The sequence below is a fragment of the Zeimonas arvi genome (assembly GCF_008039575.1).
GTDB lineage: Bacteria > Pseudomonadota > Gammaproteobacteria > Burkholderiales > Burkholderiaceae_E > Zeimonas > Zeimonas arvi.
Genome location: NZ_VDUY01000008.1, coordinates 86,049 through 104,340, shown reverse-complemented (window position 1 = coordinate 104,340; position 18,292 = coordinate 86,049). Strand labels below are relative to the sequence as shown.

The 18,292-nt window shown below is 69.5% G+C and carries 18 protein-coding genes, 1 tRNA gene and 1 pseudogene; 8 read left to right on the top strand and 12 right to left on the bottom strand.

Going from position 1 to position 18,292, the window contains the following annotated elements; translation table 11 throughout:
* Positions 1-31: 31 nt before the first annotated feature.
* The 5 genes from FHP08_RS17135 to FHP08_RS17115 form a co-directional block, all read right to left on the bottom strand.
* Positions 32-499, bottom strand: a complete 468-nt coding sequence (locus tag FHP08_RS17135; RefSeq protein WP_147705712.1) for a hypothetical protein — start codon at positions 497-499, stop codon at positions 32-34.
* 115 nt (positions 500-614) lie between these two features.
* The gene (locus FHP08_RS17130) at positions 615-1,112 is read right to left on the bottom strand and encodes a hypothetical protein (RefSeq protein ID WP_147705711.1); all 498 of its coding nucleotides are present in this window, start codon (positions 1,110-1,112) and stop codon (positions 615-617) included.
* Positions 1,109-1,381, bottom strand: coding sequence for a hypothetical protein (locus FHP08_RS17125; protein ID WP_147705710.1), 273 nt, complete (start codon positions 1,379-1,381; stop codon positions 1,109-1,111). The genes FHP08_RS17130 and FHP08_RS17125 overlap by 4 nt, the downstream gene beginning before the upstream one ends.
* A 182-nt stretch (positions 1,382-1,563) precedes the next feature.
* Positions 1,564-4,077 (bottom strand): VapE domain-containing protein, encoded by a 2,514-nt coding sequence (locus FHP08_RS17120; protein WP_147705709.1) that lies wholly within the window; start codon positions 4,075-4,077, stop codon positions 1,564-1,566.
* A complete protein-coding gene (locus tag FHP08_RS17115; protein ID WP_147705708.1) occupies positions 4,074-4,343 on the bottom strand; it encodes a helix-turn-helix transcriptional regulator in 270 nt (89 codons plus the stop codon). Before FHP08_RS17115 ends, FHP08_RS17120 begins: the two co-directional genes overlap by 4 nt.
* A gap of 492 nt (positions 4,344-4,835) precedes the next feature.
* Between FHP08_RS17115 and FHP08_RS17110 the strand changes: the two genes are divergently transcribed.
* Positions 4,836-6,437 carry a recombinase family protein gene (locus tag FHP08_RS17110; protein WP_147705758.1) on the top strand — a complete coding sequence of 534 codons (1,602 nt, stop codon included), beginning with the start codon at positions 4,836-4,838 and terminating at the stop codon, positions 6,435-6,437.
* On the opposite strand, the gene FHP08_RS17105 is transcribed toward FHP08_RS17110, so the two are convergent.
* Positions 6,394-6,470 (bottom strand) — tRNA-Met (locus FHP08_RS17105). The two genes, FHP08_RS17110 and FHP08_RS17105, sit on opposite strands and share 44 nt — an antisense overlap.
* Positions 6,471-6,578: 108 nt before the next feature.
* On the opposite strand from FHP08_RS17105, the gene FHP08_RS17100 reads away from it, so the two are divergent.
* The 5 genes from FHP08_RS17100 (at position 6,579) to FHP08_RS17080 (ending at position 10,497) form a co-directional block, all read left to right on the top strand.
* Positions 6,579-7,127, top strand: a complete 549-nt coding sequence (locus FHP08_RS17100) for an NUDIX hydrolase (protein WP_147705707.1) — start codon at positions 6,579-6,581, stop codon at positions 7,125-7,127.
* Positions 7,128-7,191: 64 nt separating this feature from the next.
* The gene (locus FHP08_RS17095) at positions 7,192-7,929 is read left to right on the top strand and encodes a Rieske (2Fe-2S) protein (protein WP_147705706.1); all 738 of its coding nucleotides are present in this window, start codon (positions 7,192-7,194) and stop codon (positions 7,927-7,929) included.
* The gene (aat, locus tag FHP08_RS17090; RefSeq protein WP_147705705.1) at positions 7,929-8,666 is read left to right on the top strand and encodes a leucyl/phenylalanyl-tRNA--protein transferase; all 738 of its coding nucleotides are present in this window, start codon (positions 7,929-7,931) and stop codon (positions 8,664-8,666) included. Before FHP08_RS17095 ends, aat begins: the two co-directional genes overlap by 1 nt.
* Complete coding sequence (locus FHP08_RS17085; RefSeq protein ID WP_147705704.1) at positions 8,663-9,466, top strand: arginyltransferase; 804 nt, start codon at positions 8,663-8,665, stop codon at positions 9,464-9,466. The genes aat and FHP08_RS17085 overlap by 4 nt, the downstream gene beginning before the upstream one ends.
* Entirely contained in the window at positions 9,463-10,497 is a 1,035-nt protein-coding gene (locus FHP08_RS17080; protein WP_147705703.1) for a quinone-dependent dihydroorotate dehydrogenase, read from the top strand. Before FHP08_RS17085 ends, FHP08_RS17080 begins: the two co-directional genes overlap by 4 nt.
* 1 nt (position 10,498) lies before the next feature.
* On the opposite strand, the gene FHP08_RS17075 is transcribed toward FHP08_RS17080, so the two are convergent.
* Genes FHP08_RS17075 through nthA form a run of 3 tightly spaced genes read right to left on the bottom strand, consistent with a single transcriptional unit; the run spans position 10,499 to position 12,281 of the window.
* Positions 10,499-10,915: a nitrile hydratase accessory protein gene (locus FHP08_RS17075; protein WP_225879186.1), complete on the bottom strand. Its 417-nt coding sequence runs from the start codon at positions 10,913-10,915 to the stop codon at positions 10,499-10,501.
* Positions 10,912-11,568: a nitrile hydratase subunit beta gene (gene nthB / locus FHP08_RS17070; protein ID WP_147705702.1), complete on the bottom strand. Its 657-nt coding sequence runs from the start codon at positions 11,566-11,568 to the stop codon at positions 10,912-10,914. The genes FHP08_RS17075 and nthB overlap by 4 nt, the downstream gene beginning before the upstream one ends.
* On the bottom strand, positions 11,565-12,281 hold the full coding sequence (gene nthA / locus FHP08_RS17065) for a nitrile hydratase subunit alpha (RefSeq protein ID WP_225879185.1): 717 nt from the start codon (positions 12,279-12,281) through the stop codon (positions 11,565-11,567). Before nthA ends, nthB begins: the two co-directional genes overlap by 4 nt.
* A gap of 33 nt (positions 12,282-12,314) precedes the next feature.
* Between nthA and FHP08_RS17060 the strand changes: the two genes are divergently transcribed.
* Positions 12,315-13,826, top strand: coding sequence for a B12-binding domain-containing radical SAM protein (locus FHP08_RS17060; protein ID WP_147705701.1), 1,512 nt, complete (start codon positions 12,315-12,317; stop codon positions 13,824-13,826).
* A 98-nt stretch (positions 13,827-13,924) separates the two neighbouring features.
* Here FHP08_RS17060 and FHP08_RS17055 read toward each other — a convergent pair.
* A pseudogene (locus tag FHP08_RS17055) lies at positions 13,925-15,322 on the bottom strand (LutB/LldF family L-lactate oxidation iron-sulfur protein); the annotation flags it as partial.
* Between the two features lie 3 nt (positions 15,323-15,325).
* Positions 15,326-16,051, bottom strand: coding sequence for a (Fe-S)-binding protein (locus FHP08_RS17050; protein ID WP_147705699.1), 726 nt, complete (start codon positions 16,049-16,051; stop codon positions 15,326-15,328).
* A gap of 134 nt (positions 16,052-16,185) precedes the next feature.
* On the opposite strand from FHP08_RS17050, the gene FHP08_RS17045 reads away from it, so the two are divergent.
* Positions 16,186-16,977, top strand: a complete 792-nt coding sequence (locus FHP08_RS17045) for an IclR family transcriptional regulator (RefSeq protein WP_147705698.1) — start codon at positions 16,186-16,188, stop codon at positions 16,975-16,977.
* Here FHP08_RS17045 and pbpG read toward each other — a convergent pair.
* Positions 16,956-18,068, bottom strand: coding sequence for a D-alanyl-D-alanine endopeptidase (gene pbpG, locus FHP08_RS17040; RefSeq protein WP_147705697.1), 1,113 nt, complete (start codon positions 18,066-18,068; stop codon positions 16,956-16,958). The genes FHP08_RS17045 and pbpG overlap by 22 nt on opposite strands.
* Positions 18,069-18,292: the final 224 nt, after the last annotated feature.

Below are 18,292 nucleotides of genomic sequence, written 5' to 3'. Positions count from 1 at the left end.
TGGTGGCAGTGCGCGGCCTTGTGCGATCCGCCTACACCTCACCGCGGGGCCAGATCCCCTCGCCGGTTTTTGGGTGAATCACTGGCCCCACGAACCAAACCGGCACGGCGCTGCGCACGCGCCAGCGTCCGGTGCCGCCCCACTCGACGGAGATCGCGTCAGCCAGTCGCGTACAGGCGTCCGAGATAGCCTCGCGGGCCCGCCGCAGGTCGGTCAGCACCTGTTGCTGCGGCACCGATTTTTCAGGCGCCATCCAGCCATCGTGCGCGATCTGCGCCAACACCCTGAAGATCGGCACCGTGTTCCTCACCGACACGCCGTCGATGGTCACGACCGCCGCGCTAGGCTGCACGATGACCGGGGCCTCGGCAGTACGGCGCGCCAGCTCGGCGTTGGCGAGGTCGTACAGCACCGGCTTGACACGGACGAGATAGGCGAGATCCTCGTCGAGCATCTCGTCGACGGTGGTCGGGGACTTGGCAGTCAGTAGGCTGGGCATCTGGCGTTCCTCGGCGACGGGGTGAGGGTCTGGTGTGGGTTGGCGGCGCCCGATGCGGCCGATCAGCTGTAGACTTTGGCGGATATCCTGTCCGCTTAACGGGCGCAGGAGCGCGTTAGCAGATGTCTGCATGCCCTTCCCCTTCCGACGAGTCGATCGGCGCGCCTGCGGCCTCCTGAGCGGCCGCAGGCACCTCGATGAGCGGGCCGGGATCGACGACCGGCACCGGCAGCTGCCCCTGCACGCGATTGGCGAGCTGCGCGTGAAGGTTGTTCAGCTGGTCTGCGAGCCGCACAGCGTCGACATCGGGCACGGCCGACTGCGTGGTGTTGACCTGCAGCGCCACGTTGGTGCCGGCGGGGCGCAGCGCGGGCTCGATGACCTTCATCGACAGGGTCAACATCGAGGTCTCGCCGGCCAGCGCCATCTCGCGCACCTTGGCGCGGATCGCGTCGTTGGCCGCTTCGATCGCCTCATCGACCGCGCCGAGGAACTCCTCGTCGCCGCGCCAGTTGCCCACGGTCTTCGTGGTGACGCCCGCAGCCTTGCGGGCCTGCACCTGCGAACCGGTCTTCGCGAGCACTTCGAGGTAGTGAAGCTGGCGCGCGTTCATTCGGCCCCTCCCTTGCGCCGCTTGGCGTTGTGCGCGGCCCAGCGCGACGGCAGGCCAAGCGCCCGCCTGCGCACCGAGTCCGCGTTCTTCGGCTCCCGGCCGGTGCCCGGTGCCCGGAGCAACACCAGCCGAGAACCCGGCAGAAGGCGCCCGCGCTCGTCGCGCTTCACGACGACGGGCTGGCCATCGGCGGCCACGTAGCGGTGAGCCACGGTGCCCGAGTTGGATTCGACCGGCTCACCGGTCTGGGTTGTGCTTACGAATTTCATGCTGTTCTCCCTCCTTGTGATCTGACGACCGGATCTGTCCCGTCGTCCCTTCCTGACCCTTCCTTTTCCCTATGTAGGCTGAATCCCCTCCCCCTGCTTCTCCCTTCTCTCCTCTTCACTCCTTCCCTTTTTCAGCGCACATATAGAAGAGGAAGGGACAGGATGGGTCAGCGGGACAGCCTTCACCGTTTTCTCTCCCAGAAACGCCCGCGGACACCGTCGACCCGCCGACGCAGTGACTCGTAACCGAGGCCGCGAAGGATTTTTCCGACCCGGTTCTCGTCGGCGCGTTTCACCTTCGTCGCGTCTGCGACGTCGATGCCCAGTGCGCTGACGAGGATCTGGGTCATCGTGAACGGCCTGTCCCCCGGTCGCACCCCATCGAGACCCGCGGTGTCGAGGAAACTGACGATCCGGTCTTCCCACAGGTCCGGGGCCTTGTAGGCCTCGTGCTCACCCGCGGCCAGTTGCTCCGCCCGTTGCCACTCGATCCCGTTCGCGCGGAACCGAGCCAACCCCTCTGCCCAGAGCTGCAGTCGATCCCGCTCGACGAGGTCTGGCCGGCATTCACCGACCGTGACCGGCAGCCACCGCCGCTCACCGGTCTTGTCGGCAAGGAACTGCTCTTCGTTGGTCGATCCGATGAACACGCACCGTCGCGCGAACCTCACCGGGATCTCCTTGAACTTCGGGGTCCATGTCTCGTGCCGCTGGGTGATGAAGTTCTTGATCGCCTCGATCTCCTTGGTGCCCAGCCCGCGCAGCTCGGCCAGCTCGCCGACGAGCAAACCCTTGAGCTTGCGAGACAGATCCGCGTCTTTGGTATCGAAGGCGATCTCGTTGAAGAAGTCCGGCGAGGGCGAGATCGCGGCGATAGACGACGACTTCCGCGCGCCCTGCGCGCCGACCAGAACGGGCACCATGTCGACCTTGATGCCGGGCACCATCACTCGCCCGGCCGCCGCAGTCCACAGGAACGCGCTCACCGCACCCGTGTATTCGCGGTCTTCGGCCCCAAGGTAGGTCGCACAGAATCGGTCGACCCGGGGCACTCCGTCCCAAGGGGGGAGCGACTCCAACCATTTCTGTGCGGAGTCGAAGGAGTTGTGCTGCCCTGCCGCGTAGACCTGCCGGCGCAGCAACTCCATCGGGATCGGCATGAACCGGTGCTCGTTCACGAGTCGCACCTCGATCTGCGCGTAGTGCTCGTCGCGGAACGACGCCCAGTTCTGGCCCCCGTCGTGCGACAACATCAGCTCGTCGCGGAAGGAGTCGAAGCCGATCACACAGCCGATCATGTCCGGCGACTGGCAAGCGAGCGCCACGTTGGGCGCGGTGGCGAGCGCGCGACGCTTGTCGTTGTAGGCGATCGCGCTCGGCAGTTCGACCGTGAGACCCACCGAAGACAGCAACTTCCTCTGCGCGCCAGTCTTGCTAGCCCGCACCGCCTCGATCGCCTCGGCAGCCTGCGCGATCGCCCGAGCATCGGCCGCCCCGACCCGATCGGCGACGGTCGCGCGCACCGGCGCCGGCAGCTCGGCAGCGCGGGCGATGCCGGCCTCGTCGAGCCCGGCCACTTCCCAGCCCGGCACCGCGGCGAGGAACGCGTCGGCCCGCGCCTCGTCGTTCGCGGCGAACAGCTGCTGCAGCTGCGGGTCGCGCCAGCCGGCCTTCTTGGCCACCGCGAAGAGCGTGTCGACCGTCACCCCGCCCGGGCGAGCGGGGTCGCACCACGCCCACTGCTTGTCCGTCTCCGCCTCGTCGTAGACACCGGCGCGGCTCGACCACTCGTGGAAGATCGCCAGCCCGGCGTCGCTGCCACCGGTGCCATGGCTGACTGCCATCAGCATGCGCAGCCAACCGTCGTAGTCGAGCGTATTCGGGTCGATGGCCGCCAGCGCAGACTGGATGCTCGCGACCGACGCGTCGGTCACCTCGATCGGCTCGACGGGGTCGCGCTGCTCATCGGGCGGCAGCACCTCCACGTCGCCCGACATGCGCCAGTCGACCGATGCCCACGCGATCACCTCGCCTGTCACCGAGCCGAGCGCAGCGGACTTGCCGCTGCCCGGCAGCACGAACATCGAGCCCCACCCGTCGGTTGGCACCGAGTCTTGCTTCGGGAAGACCTCGACGAAGCCGCCCTTCACCCCGCCCTTGCCTGCGCCGTCCTTGAGCCGGCAGCTGGCGAGCAGCTCACGCATCGCCACGCGTACGCTGCGCGCGTCCTGCGGCTCGGCCCACAGCGCGTAGAGGTGGATGCCTCGGCCGCCGGTGGAGCGGAAGGGGATCAGCTTCAGGTCGAAGACCGCCTCGGCCACCTCGATCAGCTGCTTGGCGCAGGCCCACATCTCCGGCCACGTGGCCTCGCCTTTGTGGGAATCAAGGTCGAGCACCGCGATGCGCGTCGTTCTGCCGCCCCGCTCGATCGGGCAGGCGCCGACGCCGTTGCCGGCGGCCCACTCGCGCTCTATCGTCAGGTCCGCGAGCGGGAGCTTCGTGTGGACCGGGCCGCTGCCGTTGGGTTTGCGCCAGTGGTCGCCTCGACGAACGCGGTCGAGTAGCGGCTGGATGTTGGCGATGGTCGGCGCCTGATCGTCTGGGTCGACGACCGTGGGCACGACGGCCAGCGCCGGGGCCTGCGCGCGCTGCCTCGCGAGCAGAGCGCCGATCGACGGTGATGGCCTCGGCGTCATCGCTGCCCCTGCTGCGCGAGGAAATCGCGCACGTCACCTGCGCGCCACACTCCCGGCGCTATCGGCGCAGGCGCGCGTCCTTCGCGGACCCATTTGTAGAGCGCCGATCTGCCAAGGTTGAGCAGTGCCGACATGTCCGCGCTGCCGATGCGAGCGCAGGCGGGCAGGTCGTTGATGCGAAGCGCGCGCTCGGTGAGCGGGCGGCCGCGATAGGTACTGCGGGTGGTGCTACGCGGCGCGTGAACGCCAGAACTCTGAACGGACATGACATGGAACCTCCCCCCGCAGACGTGGGTAAGCCGCACGTCTGCGCGCGAGCGGGGAAGATCGCGCCGACGCTTTTAGCCTGTTGGTTCCCGTCGGCAAGTCGCGGATAAATCCACGGGGCCAGTGAGTCACTGGCAACGGACCTACGCCACTATATGTGGTCGTGTTAGGCCGTATGTGCACTAATTGTAGCGGTTGCGCGTGCTGGCGATCACGTGCGATCGAACCGATTCGGATCCCGCGTGCGGCTGGCAGGCGCACGGCGCCTACATCCACACGAGCGAGGCGCGCACCGGCGCGGGCTGCAACGCAATTTACCCCCGAAACCCGCGAAATTGTTACCCCCGACCCGGACTCGATCATGCTGCGAGGAGTGCGGCACAGCGAGACACGGACAGCCGGCCTGAAGCTCCCCGACAGTGAACGAAGCCCGCGACGTCCTCGCAACGCGGCGGCTACACTGGGGCGTAGCCATCGCTGAAGGTCCTCCCATGCGCGCCGCCATCTACGCCCGCTTCAGTACCGACAAGCAGAACGACAAGTCCGCTGACGACCAGCGCAGATTGTGCGAGCAGCGGCTTCCAGCAGACGCCACGCTCGTGGCATTCCACGCAGACGACGGCATCAGCGGCTCCGTACCCGTCCTGAGCCGGCCCGGCGGCCGTGCGCTCATGGCTGACGTCCTCGCTAAGCGCGTCGACCTACTTCTCGTCGAGTCGCTCGACCGCATCAGCCGAGATCAGGTCGACCTCGAACAGACGGTGCGCAGAATCGAACGCGCTGGCATCCGCCTTGTCGGCGTGTCGGACGGCTACGACTCGCAAGCTGGTGGTCGGAAGGTCCTGCGCACGATGCGGGGCCTGATCGGCGAGTTGTACCTCGACGACTTGCGCGAGAAAACGCACCGGGGCCTCGTCGGCAAAGTGTCGCGCGGCTTCGTCGCCACCGGCCCCTCGTATGGGTACTCGATCGAGAAGGTCGATGGCGGCAGCCGCTACGTGATTGCCCCCGAGCAGGCCGACGTAGTGCGCGAGATCTTCGAGCGATACGCGAATGGGTCGAGCGTGCAAAAGATCGCGCACGAGCTGAACCGACGCGCAGTGCCCTCCCCTCGCGGCAGCTCATGGGCAGTGTCCGCGATCTACGGAAGCCCCGTGAAGGGCTCCGGCATCTTGAACAATACGATGTACGTCGGCCGTCTGGTCTGGAACCGGAGCCAATGGCTGAAGGATCCCGACACCGGCCGGCGCCAGCGAATAGACCGGCCACGCGATGAGTGGATCGAGTCGATCGACGACTCGCTGCGGATCGTGGACGAGGAGACTTGGGCAAAGGTGCGCGCGCGGATCGACAGGGGGCGCGACGAGGTCACCGGCAGGAAACGGGCTGGGCGTCAGCCCCGCACCATTTTCGGAGGCCTGCTTCGCTGCCCCCACTGCCACGGCGCGGTGGTAGCGGTTGACGCCCGGTCCTACGGTTGCGCGGCTCGAAAGGACCGCGGCCCTTCGGTATGCCCGGGCATCATTCTTCGGCGCGATCGGGTCGACAAGCTCATGCTGGGCCTGCTCCGACTTGCACTTGAGGACCCGCGGTTCGCCCAGTCCTTCCAGCGCGAGCTGCGCGAACAGCTGGCTGCGGACGACGAGGATCGGGGCAAGCTCGCCGACCGCCTACGTGTGCTCGGAGGGCAGATCGACCGACTGGTCGACGCAATCGCGACAGTTGGTATCTCGGACTCGCTCGCAACCCGTCTGAAGACCGCCGAAGCGGAGCGTGATGCCGTGCGCGAGCAGCTGGCGGCGGCACCGGCCCCAGTCGACGTTGCTGCGCTCTGGGTGGAGGTCAAGGCGAGGCTTCAGATCGTGCTGGCCTCGGGTGACCCCGCTGAGATTCGTGCCGGTGTTACCGATCTACTGGGGCCCGTGCTCCTGCGCGTCGACCCTTCGACTGGACACACATGGGGCGACGTCGCGGTGCGCGCGCTCGTCGACGAGCAGACCGGCAACAAAAAACGCCGGCCCGACGAATCGGAACCGGCGCTTCTAAAAGTGGTTGCGGGGGCAGGATTTGAACCTGCGACCTTCGGGTTATGAGCCCGACGAGCTGCCAGACTGCTCCACCCCGCGTCTGAGAACGAGACTATAGCACCGTTTCGCTGCGCTGCGCAAATCGGGGCCTGTGTCCCCCTCTCGGGGAGCGCGCTGCTACACTGCGCCGAACCCCGATCCGACCCCATGAAATTCTGTTCGCTCTGTGGCAACGAGGTCTCGCTGGGCGTGCCGCCCGGGGACAACCGCCCCCGCTATTCCTGCGCACGCTGCGGCACGATCCATTATCAGAACCCGAACATGGTGCTTGGCACCATCCCCGTGTGGCAGAACCGGGTGCTGCTGTGCCGGAGAGCCATCGAGCCGCGCTATGGCTACTGGACGCTCCCGGCCGGCTTCATGGAGAACGGCGAGACCACCTCCGAGGGCGCAGAGCGCGAGACGACGGAAGAGGCCGGCGCGCGCATCCGCATCGGCGAGCTCTTCTCGATGATCGACGTGCCGCAGGTGCAGCAGGTGCACGTGTTCTTCCGGGCCGACATGCTGGGCCCCGAGCTGGACCCCGGCCCGGAGAGCCTCGAGGCGAAGCTGTTCTCGGAAGAGGAGATTCCCTGGCCCGAGATCGCCTTCCGCACGGTGGAGCAGACCCTGCGCTGGTACTTCGAGGACCGGCGCAACGGCAGCTTCGGCACGCACACCGGGGCGGTGCGCTACTCGCGCAGGTCCGGCAGCTGAACCTGGCGGGCCCGATCCGTTCGCCGGGGAAGCGCGACAACAGACGAACGCAGGAGGCAGCGACATGGATCGTCGAGGATTCCTGATCGGATGCGCGGCCGCCGGCGCGGGTGCCGGCGCGACGGACTCCGCCGCGCTGGCCCAGGCCATCGGCCAGGCGGCGGCGCAGGCCCCGGGCGGCGAAGCCCAGCCCTGGCATCGCGCGCTGCTGGTCGGCGAGAGTGGCGAGCCGCTGAGGGCCTCGCAACTGCCCGAGCGGCGCAACCTGCTCTTCCACTACCCCTTCGTGGGCACGCCGGCCTTCCTGCTCGACCTGGGCAAGCCGACCCGGCGCAAGGTGGCACTGAGCACCGAGGACCGCGACCGCTACACCTGGGCGGGCGGCGTGGGCCCGAAGCGCTCGATCGTGGCCTACTCGGCGATCTGCGCCCACCAGATGGCCTACCCGGCCAAGGAGATCAGCTTCATCAGCTTTCGGGCCGAGGCCTCGCCCATTTCGAAGCGCGCCGACGTGATCCACTGCTGCGCCGAGCACAGCCAGTACGACCCGGCCGACGGCGCGCGAGTGCTGGCCGGTCCGGCCACCCAGCCCCTGGCGGCGGTCCTGCTCGAGCACGATCCGGCCACCGACCGGCTGTACGCCACCGGCACTCAGGGCGGCGAGCTCTTCGACCGATTCTTCGAGCGCTTCGCGATGAAGCTCTCGCTCGAGCACGGCGGGCGCGAGCGCCAGCCCGCCGGCGAGCGCTGCCTGGTGCAGCCCATCGAGAATTACTGCCGGCAGCTGATGCGCTGCGCCTGATGAGCGGCCGCCTGCGTACCCCTCTGCCCTGGGTCGGCGCGCACGAACCGTTGCCCGATCCCCGGCTGGCCTGGCACGAGCCCAACGGGCTGCTCGCGGCCGGCGCCGACCTGTCGCCCGAGCGGCTGCTGGAGGCCTATGCGCGCGGCATCTTCCCCTGGTATTCCGACGGCCAGCCGGTGCTGTGGTGGTCGCCGGATCCGCGCATGGTGCTGTACCTGGACGAGTTCCGGCTGCACCGCTCGCTCGCGAAGACGATCCGGAAGAACTGCGCGGCCGAAGCGCCGCGCTGGCGCGTCACGCTCGACCAGGCCTTCGGCGAGGTGATGCGCGCCTGCGCCGCCCCGCGCGACGAAGACGGCGGCACCTGGATCACCGCGCAGATCCTGTCGGCCTACCAGGGACTGCACCGGATGGGCCGCGCCCACTCGGTCGAGGTGTGGGAAGGCGCGCGCCTGGTGGGCGGGCTGTACGGCGTGGCGATCGGCCGGATGTTCTACGGCGAGTCGATGTTCGCGCGGGTGACCGACGCGTCGAAAGTGGCGATCGCGGCGCTGGTTTGCACGCTCGAGAAGCAGGATTTCCGCGTGATAGACTGCCAGCAGAATACCCGCCATCTGGCCTCGCTGGGCGCGCGCGAGATTCCGCGCGAGGCCTTCCTGAACGAGCTGGCCGGCCTGATCCGGCAACCCGGTCCCGACTGGCGGGCAATGCGCATCGAGCTGCCTCACGCATGACGCACCCGAAGGAACTGCCGTTCGCGGCCCTGCAGTTCTACGCCACCGCCCCCTATCCCTGCAGCTACCTGCCCGGGCGGCAGGCGCGCTCCCAGGTCGCCACGCCGAACCACCTGATCAACGCCGACGTCTACGGCGAGCTGGTGCGCGCCGGTTTCCGGCGCAGCGGCATCTTCACCTACCGGCCCTATTGCGACGGCTGCAAGGCCTGCGTGCCGGTGCGCGTGCCGGTGGCGCGCTTCGCGTCCACCCGCAGCCAGCGCCGCGCCTGGGCGCGCCACGCCGACCTGAAGCCGCTGGTCACGCGGCTGGGCTTTTCGGCCGAACACTACGAGCTCTACCTTCGCTACCAGTCGAGCCGGCACGCCGGCGGCGGCATGGACCACGACAGCCGCGAGCAGTACGCGCAGTTCCTGCTGCAGAGCAAGGTCAACACCCGGCTGGTCGAGTTCCGCGACCCCGCCGCGGAGTTGCGCGCGGTGTCGATCATCGACGTGCTCGACGACGGGCTCTCCTCGGTCTACACCTTCTTCGACCCCGACACGCCGCGCGCAAGCTACGGCACCTGGAACATCCTCTGGCAGATCGAACAGTGCCGCGAACTGGGCCTGCCCTACCTGTACCTGGGCTACTGGATCGCCGAGAGCCCCAAGATGGCCTACAAGGCGAGCTTCCGGCCAATCGAGCGACTGGTGGCAGGCAACTGGGAACCGATGCCGGACGTCTTGCCCGCCCCCGGGCCCTCCCCCCTGGCGGCCGCGGCGCCCGACGCGCCGCCCGCCTCCTCCTCCGACGCATGAACCCCTATCCCTTCGCCCGCCCGCTGCTCTTTTCGCTCGATCCCGAACGCGCCCACGAACTGACCCTGAACGCCCTCGACGGCGCGGCCTGCAGCGGCGTGCTGCGGCTGGTGGCCGGCGCGCCGGTCGAGGATCCGGTGGAGGTCATGGGCCTGCGCTTTCGAAACCGGGTGGGCCTGGCCGCGGGGCTGGACAAGAACGGCGCGCACATCGACGCCTTCGGCGCGATGGGCTTCGGCTTCGTCGAGGTGGGCACGGTCACGCCGAAGCCGCAACCGGGCAATCCGAAGCCGCGCATGTTCCGGCTGCCGGCCAGGCGCGCGCTGATCAACCGGTTGGGCTTCAACAACGAGGGCGTGGACGCCTTCGTGCGCAACGTGGAGCGCGCCAGGTGGCAGGGCGTGCTGGGCCTGAACATCGGCAAGAACGCCAGCACCCCGATCGAGGACGCGGCCAGCGACTACCTGCTGTGCCTCGAGCGGGTCTATCCGCACGCCAGCTACGTCACCGTGAACATCTCCTCGCCCAACACGAAGAACCTGCGCGACCTGCAGGGCGGCGACGCGCTCGACGCGCTGCTGGGGGCGCTGGTCGATCGGCGCGAGGCGCTGGCCGCGCGGCACGGCCGCAAGGTGCCGCTGGCGCTGAAGATCGCGCCCGATCTCGACGAGTCGCAGGTCGACGCGATCGCCGGGCTGCTCGCGCGCCACGGCATCGACGCGGTGATCGCCACCAACACCACGATCTCGCGCGAGGCGGTGGCCGGGCTGCCGCACGCCGACGAGGCCGGCGGGCTGTCCGGCGCGCCGGTGTTCGAATTGTCGAACCGGGTGATCCGTATGCTGCGCGCACGGCTGCCGGCGGCCTTCCCGATCGTGGGGGTGGGCGGCGTCATGAGCGCGGCCGACGCGCGCGCCAAGCTGGAGGCCGGCGCGACGCTCGTGCAGCTCTACACCGGGCTGATCTACGAGGGGCCGGCGCTGGTGGGGGCCTGCGCGCAGGCGCTGCGCGAGGCGGCTCGGGCGGGCTGAATCAGTCCGCCTTGAGCAGGCTCGCCGAAGGCGCCACCCGCGCGTAGGCGCGGATCGCCTCGCGGTGCGAAGCGAGCTGCAGCGGGCCCGCCAGTTCCTTGTCGTGCAGAAGCCGTTCCAGCGCCGCGAGCCAGTGCAGCCAGTAGGTGTCGCCGAGGTCGGGATCGCCCGCGGCCTGCGCGCCGCGGATCGCCTGCGACAGATAGCCCACCCACTCGGGCCACGAGAAATGGCCGGCCTCGTGCATGGCCAGCGTGATCGCGAAGAGCTGGGCCTGCCAGGGCTCGGCGAAGGCCGCGCCGGTGCTCTCGGGCAGGCCGCAGGCGGCCACCGCGTCGGCGATCGAGCGGATCGGGCGGTCCGGCGCCGAAGCGGCCATGGGCGCCCTGCCCGCGATTTCCACGGTTCTGCCGCTCACGCCGGCTCCAGGTACGGCTCCCAGCAGTCCACGTGCACCGCCGAGGCGGTGGTGTCCGGGCCCCAGAGCTCGTGCGCGTCGAAACGCACCGAGTACAGCCACTGCGGGTTCTCGCCCCGGCCGTTGCCGCTGGAATCGGGGAACACGTGCACGCCGTGGACGATGGCGATGGTGCCGCGCCTGCCGCGCGCGTAGCGCGGCAGGCGGGTGTGGCCGCTCGGGTTCATCGCGTGCGTGCGCACCGCATCGCCCACCTTGAATCGCGCCGGCTGATTCGCCTCGCGCTCGGTGGGTCCGCCGCGGGCGAGCATCGGCCCGACCTTGTCGGCGGTCAGTGCCGGCGGGATCGAGGCGCGGGGCGCGAGCGGCTTGCCGGCGGCGATCTCCTCGGCGCTCAGGATGCCGCGCTCGGCCATCAGCTTTTCGAGGCCCGCGAGCCAGATCTCGTAGTAGCTGCTCGACAGGTACTGCACCGGCGGCAGCGATTCGCGCGCGGCGCGCGACTGGTCGATGTTCCAGCCGCCGATCGGTCCCATCAGGATGGTGAGCGCCATCGCGCGGCGCTCCCACTCGTCGTGGAACAGCGGTTCGTTCGACTCGGGTGCGACCGGACCGAAGCCGTGCTGGCCGCCGAGGTCTTGCGCGCCGTTCATCGTGCGGCTCCCTGTCTCGAGGTGCCCACCTTCGCGGCCGGCATCCTCGCCTCGCTGCCGGGCAGCCGGACCAGCGCCGTGCCGATCATCGCGTCGCGCGTGACCAGCTCGGCCAGCGCTTCGGCGCTCCAGCCTTCCGTGCCGGCAGGGCGCACCGGAATCACCAGGTAGCGGATCTCGGCGGTGGAGTCCCACACGCGCACCTCGACCCCGGCCGGCAGCTCGATGCCGAAATCGGCCAGCACGCCGCGCGGATCGGCCACTGCCTTCGATCGATAGGGCGCGGACTTGTACCAGACCGGCGGCAGGCCCAGCACCGGCCATGGATAGCAGGAGCACAGCGTGCAGACCACGAGGTTGTGCACGGTGGGCGTGTTGCGCACCGCCACCATGTGCTCGCCCTGCCGACCGGTGTAGCCCAGGGATGCGATCGCGGCGGTGGCGTCGCGGTCGAGCCAGCGGTCGAACTCCGGGTCGGTCCAGGCGCGCGCCACGACCCGCGCGCCGTTGCGCGGTCCGATGCGGTTTTCGTAGGTGTCGAGCAGCGCGTCGATCGCGGCAGGGTCCACGTAGCCCTTGGCGACCAGCAGCGACTCGATGGCCTTGACCCGCACCGCGACGGGCGAGGCCGGCTCGCCGTGCGCCCCTGTTCGCGTGGCGCCCGCCGCCGCGTCGGCGCCCGGCGCGGAACCCATGTTCGTTCTCGTTGTCACGTGACGTTTCCTCCTCGGTGCGAGAATAGCGCGATGGCCGACATCCTGCTCGTGACGCTGAACGCGCGCTACAGCCACGCCTCGCTGGCGCTGCGCTGGCTGAAGGCCAACCTCGGCGAACTCGAGCCCCGCAGCGAGATCCTGGAGTTCGTGGCCGGCGCACGCGCCGAGGCCATGGCGCAGCGGATCCTGGCGCGCAGGCCGCGCGTGGTGGGCTTCGGCGTCTACATCTGGAACGTGGACGAAACCGCGCGGCTGGCCGCGATGCTGCGCGCGATCGAGCCCTCGCTGAAGATCGTGGTCGGCGGCCCCGAAGTGAGCCACGAGACCGACGCGCAGCGCATCTGCCGCGAGGCCGACCACGTGATCACCGGGCCCGGCGAGCTGGCCTTCGCCGCGCTGTGCGGGCAGCTGCTTGCCGGCGACGGCACCTCCCCGAAGATCATCGCCGGCGCCACCCCGGACCCCGACGCGCTCGCCCTGCCCTATCGCCTCTACGACGATCGAGACCTGCGCGAGCGCTACCTGTACGTGGAGGCCTCGCGCGGCTGTCCCTTCAAATGCGAATTCTGCCTGTCCGCGCTTGACCGCACCGCGGTGCCCTTCGACACCGACCGGCTGCTGGCGGAGCTCGACGCCTTGCACGTGCGCGGCGCGCGCACCTTCAAGTTCGTGGACCGGACCTTCAACCTGAAGGTGGACACCAGCCGGCGCATCCTCGAGTTCTTCCTGGCCAGGATCGAGGCCGCGCCCGACGACCCGGTGTTCGCGCACTTCGAGCTGGTGCCCGATCATCTCCCTGATCGCCTGCGCGAGGCCATCGCGCGCTTTCCCGCCGGCGCGCTGCAGTTCGAGATCGGGATCCAGACCTGGAACCCCGAGGTGCAGAAGCTGATCAGCCGCCGGCAGGACGATGCGAAGGCCGAGGCCAACATCCGCTGGCTGGTGGCGCACACGCAGGCGCACCTGCACGTGGACCTGATCGCGGGCTTGCCCGGCGAGGACCTGGCCAGCTTCGGCGCCGGCTTCGACCGCTTGCTGGCGCTCGGGCCGCACGAGATCCAGCTCGGCATCCTGAAGCGGCTGCGCGGCGCGCCGATCGCGCGGCACACCGAGGCTTGCGGTCTGCGCTTCAACCCCGACCCGCCCTACAACGTGCTGGCCACCGACCGTATCCCCTTCGAAGCCATGCAGCGGATGGCGCTGTTCGCGCAACTCTGGGACCGGATCGCGAACTCGGGGCGGCACGCCGCAGCGCTCGCGGCCATGCTGGGAACCGGGGCCGGCGCTCGGCCCGCCTCGCCCGTCCCCGATTCGCCCCTCCCCGCCTCGCCCTTCTGGCGCTTCATGGCCTTCGCCGACTGGATGGCCGCGCGCGACGACGGAACCGGCCGCTGGTCCGAAGAGCGGCTGCGCACGTCGATCGGGCAATGGCTGCGCGAGGCGACCGGGGCCGATCAGGAAGCGGTGGACGCCGCGCTGGCCGCGCCCGGACGCGCCGCGCGGGCGGCACGCGCGGGCCTGGAGCGTCAGTCGCGCCGCTGATCCGCGTCGGGCGAAACGTCCGAAGCGACCGGCCGGGTCTCACCCTGCGGGGCGGGCGCCGTCGACGAAGCGGGCGCCCCGGGCGACTGCCCGCGCGCGCGCTGCTGCCACTGCTCCTTGAAGGTCGCCGTGGCTGGCGCCGGCATGTCGCGCGTGCCGGTCCAGCCGCCGGCCAGCGGCAGCGAGCGCAGGCGGTGACGGTCGCCGCCCATCCAGCGCAGCACGCGGGAAGCCACCTTCACCATCGGACGGTAGAGCGCCGGCCGCTTCGCGGCGAAGGCCCAGGCCGCCAGGCCGAGCCGCTCGGTCATCGGCCTCAGGTGACGATCGAACTGCTTCTCGCGCAGCTTGCGCAGCAGGTCGGGCAACGGGATCTTCATCGGGCAGACCACGTGGCACTCGCCGCACAGGGTGCTGGCCTGCGGCAGGTCGAGCGCCTTGTCGATGCCCACGTAGGACGGCGTGAGCACCGAGCCCATCGGCCCCGGATAGACCCAGCCGTAGGCGTGGCCGCCGATCTTCTGGTAGACCGGACAGTGGTTCATGCAGGCGCCGCAGCGGATGCATCGGAGCATGTCCTGGAACTCGCCGCCGATCAGGCCGCTGCGGCCGCCGTCCACCAGCACCACATAGGAATGCTCGGGGCCGTCGCTGTCGCCCTCGCCGCGGGTGCCGGTCAGGATCGAGAAGTAGTTCGAGATCGACTGGCCGGTGGCGGAGCGGGGCAGCAGCCGCGCGATGGCCGCCAGGTCGTCGAGCGTGGGCAGCACCTTCTCGATGCCGGTCACCGCCACGTGCACCTTGGGCAGGATGGTGCACATGCCCTCGTTGCCTTCGTTGGTGAACAGGGCCACCGAGCCGGTCTCGGCGATCACGAAGTTGCCGCCCGACACGCCCATGTCCGAGGACAGGAAGTGCGGGCGCAGCACCTCGCGGGCCTCGTGGGTCAGCTCGGTGATGTCGGTGAGCTTGGGCTTGCCGTGGACCTTGGCGAAGAGCTCCGAGACCTCTTCCTTGTCCTTGTGCACCACCGGCGCAATGATGTGCGAAGGCGGCTCGGAGTCGTTGATCTGCAGGATGTACTCGCCGAGATCGGTCTCCACCGGCTGGATGCCGGCGGCCTCGAGCGCCTTGTTCAGCGCCATCTCCTCGGAGACCATCGACTTCGACTTGGTCACCTTGCGCACGCCGTGCTTCTTCGCGATCTCCACGACCAGGCGCGAGGCCTCGGCCGGGGTCTCGGCGAACAGCACGGTGGTGCCGCGCGCGGTGGCGGCCTTCTCGAAGCGCTCGATCCAGACGTCGAGATCGGCCAGCGCCAGGTTGCGCCGCGCGACCGCGTCGTCGCGGGTGGCTTCGAAATCGTCGAGCTCGGTGATCGCCTGCGCGCGACCGGCCACGAACTTGGTGGACAGCTTGCGCAGGTTGTTCTGCAGCCGCACGTCGGCCAGCTTCTGGCCGCTGCGCGGCTTGAAATGCATCGACTGGACCTGCATGGCTCAGGCCTCCCCTGCCAGGACCTGGGCCACGTGCAGCACGCGGGTCTGCTCGTCGCCCTGGCGGCGCAAGCGGCCCTCGATGTTCAGCATGCAGCCCAGGTCGCCGAGCACCACGCACTTCGTGCCGGCGCCGTGGATGTTCTCGATCTTCTCGTCGACGATCGCGGTGGAGATGTTCCCGTACTTGATCGAGAAGGTGCCGCCGAAGCCGCAGCAGGCGCGCGCATCCTTCATCTCGGTGACCCGGATCTTCGGATTGAGCGCCATCAGCGCGCGCGGCTGATTCTGCACGCCCAGCTCGCGCAGGCCGCTGCAGGAGTCGTGATAGGTGACCTCGCCCTCGAACTGGCCGGGCAGCGAGTCGATCTTCAGCACGTCGTGCAGGAAGGAAGTCAGCTCCCAGGTGCGTGAGGCGAGCGCCTCGATCCGGTTGCGGAGGTCGGGGTCGTCGCGGAACAGGTCAGGATAGTGGCAGCGGATCATGCCGCCGCAGGAGCCCGAGGGCGCCACCACGTAGTCGAAGCCCTCGAACTCGGCCAGGTACTTCAGCGCGAGGTCGCGGGCCGCGCCGCTGTCGCCCGAGTTGTAGCCGGGCTGGCCACAGCAGGTCTGGTTCATCGGCACCTCGACGGTGCAGCCGGCCGACTCGAGCAGCTTCACGGCGGCCATGCCGATCTCGGGTCGCATCACGTCGACCAGGCAGGTAACGAACAGTCCGACTCTCATGGATTCTCCTCCGGGCACGGGATTATCGGCGCACTCGGCCGCGGGGCCAACTGCCGTGACATGAATTTCACTTGGTGGTATAAGATTCCCGATCGGATGCTGCACCGCCGCATCAGAAGGAGCCCGCACCGACCATGGCCAGACCCCGCACCACGACCAACGAAGAAGGGAAGACCGCGATCCAGGTAATCGAGCGGATGGTCTCGCTGCTCGACGCGCTCGCCGAGCAGCCCGACCCGGTCAGCCTCAAGGAGCTGTCGGGGCGCACCGCGCTGCATCCGTCGACGGCCCATCGCATTCTCAACGACCTGGTCACCGCGCGGCTGGTCGACCGCGCCGAGCCGGGCACCTACCAGCTGGGCATCCGGCTGCTCGAACTGGGCAACCTGGTCAAGGCGAGGCTCAACGTGCGCGACGCGGCCCAGGGGCCGATGCGCGAGCTGCACCGCGCGACCGGCCAGCCGGTCAACCTGTCGATCCGGCAGGGCGACGAGATCGTCTACATCGAGCGCGCGGTGTCCGAGCGCTCGGGCATGCAGGTGGTGCGCGCGGTGGGCGGGCGGGCGCCGCTGCACCTGACCTCGGTCGGCAAGCTGTTCCTGGCCTTCGACGACCCGAAGAACGTGCGCGCCTACATCACCCGCACCGGGCTGGCCGGCCACACGAAGAACAGCATCACCGACGCCGCGCGGCTCGAGCGCGAACTGGCGCTGGTCAAGGCGCGCGGCTACGCGCGCGACAACGAGGAGCTGGAGCTGGGCGTGCGCTGCATTGCCGCCGGCATCCGCGACGACACCGGCAAGCTGGTGGCGGGGCTGTCGATCTCGGCGCCGGCCGACTTCGTGCAGGATGCCTGGATCGACCAGGTCTGCCGGACCGCGGCCCAGATCTCGTCCGCGCTGGGTTACGAGTCGCGCGAGACCTGAGCGGCCGCGTGCGGGGCGCCGTCGCTGCGCGGCCGGGCCTCGATCCAGTCGCGCAAGCGCTGCGCGTCGCCGAAGCGCGACAGCTTGCCGGTGGCGTCGAGCAGCACCAGCACCACCGGACGGCCTTCCACGCGCGCCTGCATCACCAGGCAGTTCCCCGCTTCGGAAATGTAGCCGGTCTTCTGCAGGCCGATGTCCCAGTCGTCGCGCGACACCAGGCGATTGGTGTTGCGGAAGCTGACCGTGCGGGCGCCGGCCGCCTCGACGGTGAGCGACGCGGCGGTGGAGTACTCGCGGATCAGCGGGTAGCGCGAAGCCGCGCGCACCAGCCGGGCCAGGTCCATCGCGCTGGAAACGTTGCGGCTCGACAGGCCCGTGGGTTCGACGAACCAGGTGCTTTCCATGCCGAGCTCGCGCGCCTTCTCGTTCATCCGCGCAACGAAGGTGTCGAGCCCGCCCGGGTAGTGCCGGCCGAGCGCATTGGCCGCCCGGTTCTCCGACGCCATCAGGGCCAGGTGCAGCATCTCGTCGCGGGTCAGCACCGTGCCGGGCCGCAGCCGCGAGCGGGTGAACTTCTCGGTGTCGATGTCGGCCTCGCTGATCGTCAGCCGCTCGTCGAGCGACTGTCCGGCTTCGAGCACCACCAGCGCGGTCATCAGCTTGCTGATCGACGCGATCGGCAGCACCGCCCGCGCGTTCTTCTCGAACAGCACCTCGCCGGTGGCGGCGTCGACCGCGAGCGCGACGGCCGAATGCAGCGACAGCGGATCGTAGGCCTCGTGCAGGCCGATGGCCTGGCCGATGGACAGGCGCGCTGCCGGCACGCTGGCCACCGCGGCAGCCTTCACGGTCGAACGGGCAGGCGCCTTGGCCGGCAGGACTTTCCGGTTGCGCGCGACCTGCGACTTGCGGGGCGAGCTGCCCTTCCTGGCGACCGGCTTCGAGGCCTTGCCCGCGGCAGGCTTGATCGCGGCAGGCTTGCCCGTGTCCGAGGCGGCCACCCGGGTCGGTTTCGCGGCGGACTTGGTTCCCGTGCCCGCCACCCTGGACTTCGCCGGGGAGGCCGCGCAGGCCTCGCCGGCTGAGATCATGAGCGCGAGGCTCGCCGACGCCGCGAAAAACGCAGCCAGCACGCCCGGCGCCAGTCTGCGGAATAGCGTCGCCCGAAAGCGCAGCCGGCGGCCCTGCCCGCCGATAGCATCTGCCTGATTCACCCGAATTCCCCCTCGCCCGTTCGCGCCGACTCGGACTCGCGCCCGATTGGCCGACAGTCTAACCAAAAAACCCGATAAAACAGAGAGGCTTAGCGAAGGAA